General features: G+C 63.3%; 8 protein-coding genes. 5 read left to right on the plus strand and 3 right to left on the minus strand.

The features are described 5' to 3' along the window. The coding region (locus tag A5652_RS20980; RefSeq protein ID WP_067356099.1) for a hypothetical protein at positions 1-469 on the minus strand (469 nt) is incomplete at its 3' end. Positions 470-866: 397 nt separating this feature from the next. Here A5652_RS20980 and A5652_RS20985 point away from each other — a divergent pair. Further along, positions 867-1325, plus strand: coding sequence for an MPT63 family protein (locus tag A5652_RS20985; protein ID WP_067356102.1), 459 nt, complete (start codon positions 867-869; stop codon positions 1323-1325). A 53-nt stretch (positions 1326-1378) separates the two neighbouring features. Here the strand turns inward: A5652_RS20985 and A5652_RS20990 are convergent, their stop codons facing one another. Both A5652_RS20990 and A5652_RS20995 read right to left on the minus strand, forming a co-directional pair. Then, positions 1379-2179, minus strand: coding sequence for a PPOX class F420-dependent oxidoreductase (locus A5652_RS20990; protein ID WP_067356106.1), 801 nt, complete (start codon positions 2177-2179; stop codon positions 1379-1381). Positions 2180-2355: 176 nt separating this feature from the next. Next, a complete protein-coding gene (locus A5652_RS20995) occupies positions 2356-2937 on the minus strand; it encodes a dihydrofolate reductase family protein (RefSeq protein ID WP_067356109.1) in 582 nt (193 codons plus the stop codon). A 149-nt stretch (positions 2938-3086) separates the two neighbouring features. Between A5652_RS20995 and A5652_RS21000 the strand changes: the two genes are divergently transcribed. From A5652_RS21000 to A5652_RS21015, 4 genes are all read left to right on the plus strand, one after another. After that, complete coding sequence (locus tag A5652_RS21000; protein ID WP_067356112.1) at positions 3087-3797, plus strand: cutinase family protein; 711 nt, start codon at positions 3087-3089, stop codon at positions 3795-3797. A gap of 51 nt (positions 3798-3848) precedes the next feature. Then, the gene (locus A5652_RS21005; protein ID WP_067356120.1) at positions 3849-4286 is read left to right on the plus strand and encodes a hypothetical protein; all 438 of its coding nucleotides are present in this window, start codon (positions 3849-3851) and stop codon (positions 4284-4286) included. A gap of 1129 nt (positions 4287-5415) precedes the next feature. Then, positions 5416-6123 (plus strand): DUF899 family protein, encoded by a 708-nt coding sequence (locus A5652_RS21010; protein WP_067356123.1) that lies wholly within the window; start codon positions 5416-5418, stop codon positions 6121-6123. Next, positions 6120-6596 carry an SRPBCC family protein gene (locus A5652_RS21015; RefSeq protein ID WP_067356126.1) on the plus strand — a complete coding sequence of 159 codons (477 nt, stop codon included), beginning with the start codon at positions 6120-6122 and terminating at the stop codon, positions 6594-6596. The genes A5652_RS21010 and A5652_RS21015 overlap by 4 nt, the downstream gene beginning before the upstream one ends. Positions 6597-6721: the final 125 nt, after the last annotated feature.

Genomic DNA, 6721 nt, shown 5'->3' on the forward strand with positions numbered 1-6721 from the left:
GCACCCCCAGCGGACCGGCCGAACCGTTGGTGCCGGTGACCGCAGGCGCGCCGTCGGGGTCGCGTGGGATATTCCAGGCCTCCCGGATCTTGCCCAGGATGATGTATGCGGGCGTGCCGGCCGCGTCGTCCTTGGCGGTGATCGCGCCGCCCTGGAACTGCTGGAATACCACGCCGCTCTCCCGCTTTCCCGCATTGCGGTCACCCGTCAGCGGCTTGCCCAGAGCCTTCTTCTGGTCCTCGGTTGCCGACGCGTACTTGGCAGCGATCGGGCCGGTCAGGGTCACTTCGACGTCGCGCTCCCCAATGAGCTTGACCTCGGTGGGTTGCGCCGGGGTCGTAGAAGTGGTGTTCACCCCGACCTGATGCGATGCCGGCGCGTCCGCGCTCGTGCCATTGCTGCAGCCGGCAGTGATCAGCGCGGCGGCCAGGCCGACGACGGCCCCGCGGCGGTATGCGATCGTTCTCATGGGTTTGCTTTTAGGCCTTTCTCTGGTTGCGTCACCGTGCGGCTGACCTCTCGCCCGGCCGGGACCATAACCGAACCACTTGAGTGCGCGGGCGATCGCGGTCTTCGTAGCTCCGAACGAACCTACAACGCGGTCATAGCCGGCGAGCCACAGCACCTGAGCAAGGACGTCCGGTGCCCGATGAATTCCACCTGAGCTCCGCGGGCAAGTCCCAATCGCATCGATGTCCGCCACGGCGCAATATGCAAAAGCTGAATCCGCAGAGCGAGAATGAATTAGCGCGCAGAATCGACAACCGCTATTTGGCAAACATCAGGTTTGAAATTCCAAGCTTTGGCTACACCTTCGAGCTAGCTGCCGATCCTGAACAGTCGGCACATCACGAAGGGAGCCCGACGTGGCGTTCTCACACATTGCATCGAAAACGACGGCAGCAACCGCCATATTAGCGGCGGCCGGACTCTTCGCGGCGACACCGGCATTCGCCGATCCACAAGTGCTGCAATTCGGCCAGATGGCAGAGATTTCCAGTATGGGCGGCACCATCGACTACACCGTGAGCAACCTGCAGCCCAGCGGCCACAACGACGGCGTGTGGTACTCCGACGTCACAGCCAAAGGTGTCAGCGGTAACGCAACTCCGAACATTGCCGACTTCAACGCTCGGGCCGTCAACAGCTCGACATTCGCGGTGATGAAGGGCAACCAGACCGACGGCCTTCCTGAGGGGCCCCTCCCCCTAGGAAACCCAGTCACCGGGCGCATCTACTTCGACGTTCGCAACGGTACGAACCCCGACAGTGTCGTCTACCGGGACGCCGGAGGCACGGACAAGGTCGTGTGGAAAGGCCAGTAACGGCGAGGTCGAACCGATTGCAACCGTCGGCGACCAGGATCTGCCGCGGTGTTTCAAGCTAACGGAATCAGCTCGACGTGGACCGTGCGGCCGAATTTCGACCGCATGAGCCGGTGTGCCGACGGCACTAATACACCATGCAAAAACGGATACTTCTGCCGCAGCAGTCGGCTGGCCCTCAGATATTCGGCCCCGTCCAACAGGCGCACGCTACCCGTTTGCGTCGATCCCGTCGGTTTGCCCGACGCCGTAGCCGGGCCGAATTCGACCGTAGGGTTGCGCCGCATTCGGCGCACTTTGACCGCCCGCTCGAAGCTCCGAAAGTAGGCCCGGTCTCCATCCACCACGATGCTGACCGGGCTAGAACCTGGCCTCCCGTCCTTCCGAAAGGTGGTGAGGCTGATGGTCTTTTGCCGCACGAACGGCGCCAACGCCGAAGTCGTTGCTGTGCCAACGACGCCAAGAACATAGCCGAGTTGGCGTAACCGCACCACGAACGCCACTGCCAGCGAGACTGACACCGCGCCTAGAACCCACGCTTGCGAGGCCGAACCCCCCTCGTCGAGGTCCACAATGTGGTTCACCGTGTGCACCGTGTTGGCCACGAGGAAGCCGGCGATTGCGGTGGCCAGCGCATCAGCCCAGACCAGCGCGAGCAGCAGGATGGCGCCCAGACCTAGCTGGAACGCGCCGACGTCGTGCAAGAAGTGCCGGTGTTCGCCGAATCCGACGGCATCGGCGAATGAAGATGGGTCGATCAGGCACCAGACCCCGATCGCAGCGGTGGCCATCCCCACACCCGATATCACCGCGAACAGGTACAGCCGCGCCAGCGTATTCAAGCGATCCATCATGCCGCCCTTCCGACAGAGCTCTCGTTGCTTCCTTAGTCGCTAGACGGAATGCGTTGTCGATATGTGACGTCAGGCCCGACACCCGTGCCTTCCTGGCAGCGGCGCCCGAAGACTCAAAGATCTACCCCGCGCCGTGGGGCCGGTCGGACTAACCCGCTTGCTGTGCATGGACGGGCTCAGGCATGCAGGGTGGGCCTATAGACGAGCTCTTGGATATTGCCGTCCAGCGTCCGGCTTTCGACCAGCTCGAGGTCGAAGTCGGCCGCACCGCGAAAGATTGGATCATCACCGGTCTGACCGGTAATCACGGGAAAGAGCGTCACCTGGACTCGGTCGACCAGGCCGGCGGCCATCAGCGCACGGTTCATGGACAGGCTGCCGTGCGAGCGCAGCGGCACCTCGGATTCCTCCTTGAGTCGGGCGACGACATCGACGGCGTCGCCGCGCACGACGGTCGCGTCAGGCCAGTCCAGAGGTCCATCCAGGGTCGTCGACACCACTGTCGCCGGCAGGTGCCTCATCCGCGTTACCCAGGGGTCGTGCACGTCGGAATCCTCGGAGCTCTCGGCCACCATTTGGGCGAATAGCCGATATGTATTGGCGCCGAGAACCATTCGCTGCTTCCCGCCATACAGCCCGAGGCGGTGGTCGAGCAATTCGGGGCCTTGCTTGCCCCAGTAGCCGCCCCAGTCGCCGCCGCTGACGCCGCCGAAACCGTCGAGGCTGGAAAAGACGTCGAAGGTATAGGTGGCAGTCATTGATGCTCTCCTCGAGTGCGGTTGATGGCGTGTTGGGGATACAGACCGGAAGCCATCGCGAAACTAATCGCGTCAACTCAGCTGGTCTCAGTCCGCTGTTGCCAGGCAGTCCGTTGTTTCGGCGGAATTGTGTCTGGGCATTCGCAGGCATGAGCTCGCTACGATCCATTTGGTTTCTCGCTGCTGCGGTGGCAACAGCCTGGACGGGGATGATCTGCGCATCCGTCCCGCCGGCTGCCGCGGACCCCTGTCCCAACGTAGAAGTGGTTTTTGCCCGCGGGACCGGCGAGCCACCCGGGGTCGGCGGGATCGGGCAGGCGTTTGTCAATGCGCTCGAATCCCGGGTTGGCGGCAAGTCGGTGGGGGTCTATCCGGTGAACTACGAGGCGAGTAGCGACTTCAACGGCGGCATCGCTTTCGCTAGAACCGTTGTGGACGGGATCAGGGACGCGGGCACGCATATCGCGTCCACGGCGTCGAACTGTCCGAACACCAAAGTGGTGCTTGGCGGATATTCCCAAGGCGCCGCGGTGGCCGGCTTCGTCACTTCGGCGGTCGTGCCCAAGGAGGTGCCGCAGGAGTTCGCCTCCTACGTACCACAACCGCTACCGCCGGCGGTGGCTGATCACGTGGCCGCGGTGGTCCTTTTCGGAACACCTTCCAATGAGTTCCTGCGTGGTGGCGGTGCCCCGCCCATTACGATCGGTCCCCTCTACGCAGGCAAGACCGATCAGTTGTGCGCCGCCGACGACAACATCTGTGATGGCGCGCCCCCGGGGCCGCCCGGCATCGCTCACACCGCGTACGCGGTGAATGGCATGGTTGACCAGGGTGCGGATTTCGCTGCGCAACGCTTGTAGCGGACGTCGTTTCCAACACGAGTCCGGCGCCGGTCACCGTAGGCTTTGGAAATGCATTCGTATGGTCGTGCCGTCGGGGTGATCATCAGCGTGATAGCGGCCGGTGTTGCCGCGACGGCATGCACCAAGAGCACGACCGGACACGCGACACATGCTCCTAGCGGTGTGGGCAGCCCGCAGCAGACTACGGCGGCGCCAACGTCAGTGACGCCTACCGGCCAGCCGGTCGGCACGGCGGTCATGAAGGTCAGTGGCGGCAGCGCCCCGGTGACGATCCGTTACCGGATCAACGGAGGCCCGGAGCAGACCGAGTTCAAAGTGCCACTGCCGTGGGAAAAGCAATACCCCGTCTACAACGAACTGGAGTCGCAGGTGAGCGCCGACGGCGGCGACGTTGCCCTCACCTGCACGATAATCATGAACGGCGACAAGCTCGTGTCCTTGAAGAGCGAACCTCGCCCCGCATGTAGCTTCGCCTACTGGGGCTAGCCGGCAACTCTATCGGGACCCGCCGCGGGCGGCTCGCCGTCAGCAGATCGCTCGTCAGCCGTTAAGGGCGGCGGCGGGATCGGCGATAGTCCGCCTCGATATATGTCGAGATATGGTGATGCGTAAGGGTTTTCCCACGGCTGCACGCCGGCGCGGCGCCTGCGCACATAGGTCACCGTGAGGGCGCCGCAGGCTACGATCAGGAAGCCCAGCAATAAAGCTTTGGCGACCAGTAGCGCAGTCATGAAACAAATTTTAGCCACTGCGATTGTCTCCCCGCTCCCCTGCGCCATACCTCAAATCGTCCAATCCCAGGGGTGCGAGTTGTTTCGCACAAGCCGAGGTACTGCCACGAACGCATCTTGGGATCGGTAGCGGAGCAGAAACGCAAAAATTTCGGAAGCCTCGGCGTTAAATATCAGCGAAAGGACAATGCTGTGGACACGACCCGAACCCTGAGGAATATAGTCACCGCGGCGGTGCTGTCAGGCGGCGTTGCGGTGCCCGCATTGTGGCTCGCCGTGGGGAGCGCCGAGGCCCAGCCCGGTCCGGTGTCGCAAACGCATGGCTTCGTGCCGGAAGACGGGCCGGTACCACCCGGCGCAAGCGGGCCGTACACCTGCTGCCCGGAAGACCAAAAGACCGGGCTTCACCCACAGACCGGCCGCGGATGTCCGGGGACGGACGCCAACTGGGATGCGAGCCAGTGCCACACCTGGTACGGCGTCTACTGGGGGCATGGAAATGTCGCCCCCGGGATATGGGAGGGCGGTCCACCGCCACCGGAGGCGTTGCAGAAGCCGTGGTGCGGGTTTCCTTTCATGTGTTCAGGAACCCCATAACCTGACGGCCGGGCGGCAAAGTGCCTTCATGTCAACGGAATTGGTGGAACACGCCACGCTCTGAAAGGGCCTCCCCTTACCGACAGCCCCATTCGTATGGGACGGCCGGCGGGCGGCCGACCTTCGTTCGCCTCGCATCGTGGCTGTTTTACTCTCGAACCGAGTCCAGCGATAGAGGTCGAGAGTAAATCGGAATTCGGACAAAGACCGGACCGTCGGCCGATGAATTCCGGGCGGTCGACCAGTCAGACCTTTCGAATGGACAAATCGAGAGCAAAGGTGGAGCCATGTCCTCCCACATCACGGCCTTGCCACCGGTCGTCGATCACCAAACCTGGCGAGCCGCGCTAGACGATTTGCGCAAACGCGAGAAAGCCGCCACCCGCGAATTGGATGCGATCGCCGCCCAGCGGCGGCGGTTGCCGATGGTCGAATTGGCCGATTACACCCTGGTCGGTGCCGACGGTCCGATCCGCCTGGCCGACGTCTTCGACGGCCGATCGCAGCTGATCGTCTACCACCACATGTGGTCTGACGGCGCCGAGTGGCAGTGCGGCGGTTGCACGGGATTTACATCGCAATTCACCCGGTTGGAGTTCCTGGACAACTACGATGCCCGCTTCGTCATCGTCACCAACGGACCGATCGAGGAAGCGCTCGCCTACAAGCACAAGGTCGGCAATCGCATGGACTGGTACTCGTCGTCGCAGAGCACGTTCGCCACCGACATGGATGCGCCGCCGGGCGGTGGTTTCGGGGTCAACGTGTTCCTGCGGGACGGCGAGACGGTGTATCGCACATGGCATACGAACGGGCGGGGCACCGAGCAACTGAGTCACTCGTTCGGGCTTATCGACATCCTGCCGTGGGGCCGCCAAGAGGAGTGGCTCGATTCGCCAGAAGGCTGGCCCTCGCGGCCCACCTACTCGGGTTGGCTCGACTCCCCCGCAATTGCCGCGGCTTACGGACCCACCACATCTGAGGACCACCCATGAGCGCTAACGCCGAACGCTACGTCGTCACCCGCTCCATCCCCGCCACCCCGGCCGAGATTTTCGCCGTTCTCGCCGACCCATCCCGCCACCGCAACACCGAGCCCACCGATTGGGTCCGCGACTCGGTGGACACCGAGGCGATCACCGGTGCGGGACAGACATTCGCGATGAACATGTACCTGACTCGAGCGGGCGGCGACTACATCACGCACAACCTGGTCAACGTGTTCGAACCGGACCGCGCCATCGGCTGGATGCCGGGGATCCTCGACGACACGGGCAACCACTCTGCTGGCGGCTGGTTCTGGCGTTACGACCTTGCCGCGAAAGGTGCTCTCACCGACGTCACCCTCACGTACGACTGGAGCGGCACGCCGCAGGCCTTCCGGGATCGCGTCGGCGAGATGCCCATCTTCGGAGAGGATTACCTCGTCGCGTCGTTAGCCGAACTAGAGCGCTCGGTCGCGAGCTGATTAGTCAGATCATAACCAGAGCCGTACAGCGTATTTCGCGGCTGGCGTGACGTGCGTGTGAATTCGCCGCCGCTCTCGTCAATCCCAGTTTTCCGGTACTCCGAAGGTTTCGTTGAGCCCTTGTC

The organism is Mycobacterium sp. 1165178.9, assembly GCF_001673555.1.
Lineage (GTDB): Bacteria > Actinomycetota > Actinomycetes > Mycobacteriales > Mycobacteriaceae > Mycobacterium.

Coding starts and splice junctions, on each gene's coding strand:
- A5652_RS20990 (WP_067356106.1), bottom strand. CDS start 2,179: ATGATGGATCGCTTGAATACGCTGGCGCGGCTGTACCTGTTCGCGGTG.
- A5652_RS20995 (WP_067356109.1), bottom strand. CDS start 2,937: ATGACTGCCACCTATACCTTCGACGTCTTTTCCAGCCTCGACGGTTTC.
- A5652_RS21000 (WP_067356112.1), top strand. CDS start 3,087: ATGAGCTCGCTACGATCCATTTGGTTTCTCGCTGCTGCGGTGGCAACA.
- A5652_RS21005 (WP_067356120.1), top strand. CDS start 3,849: ATGCATTCGTATGGTCGTGCCGTCGGGGTGATCATCAGCGTGATAGCG.
- A5652_RS21010 (WP_067356123.1), top strand. CDS start 5,416: ATGTCCTCCCACATCACGGCCTTGCCACCGGTCGTCGATCACCAAACC.
- A5652_RS21015 (WP_067356126.1), top strand. CDS start 6,120: ATGAGCGCTAACGCCGAACGCTACGTCGTCACCCGCTCCATCCCCGCC.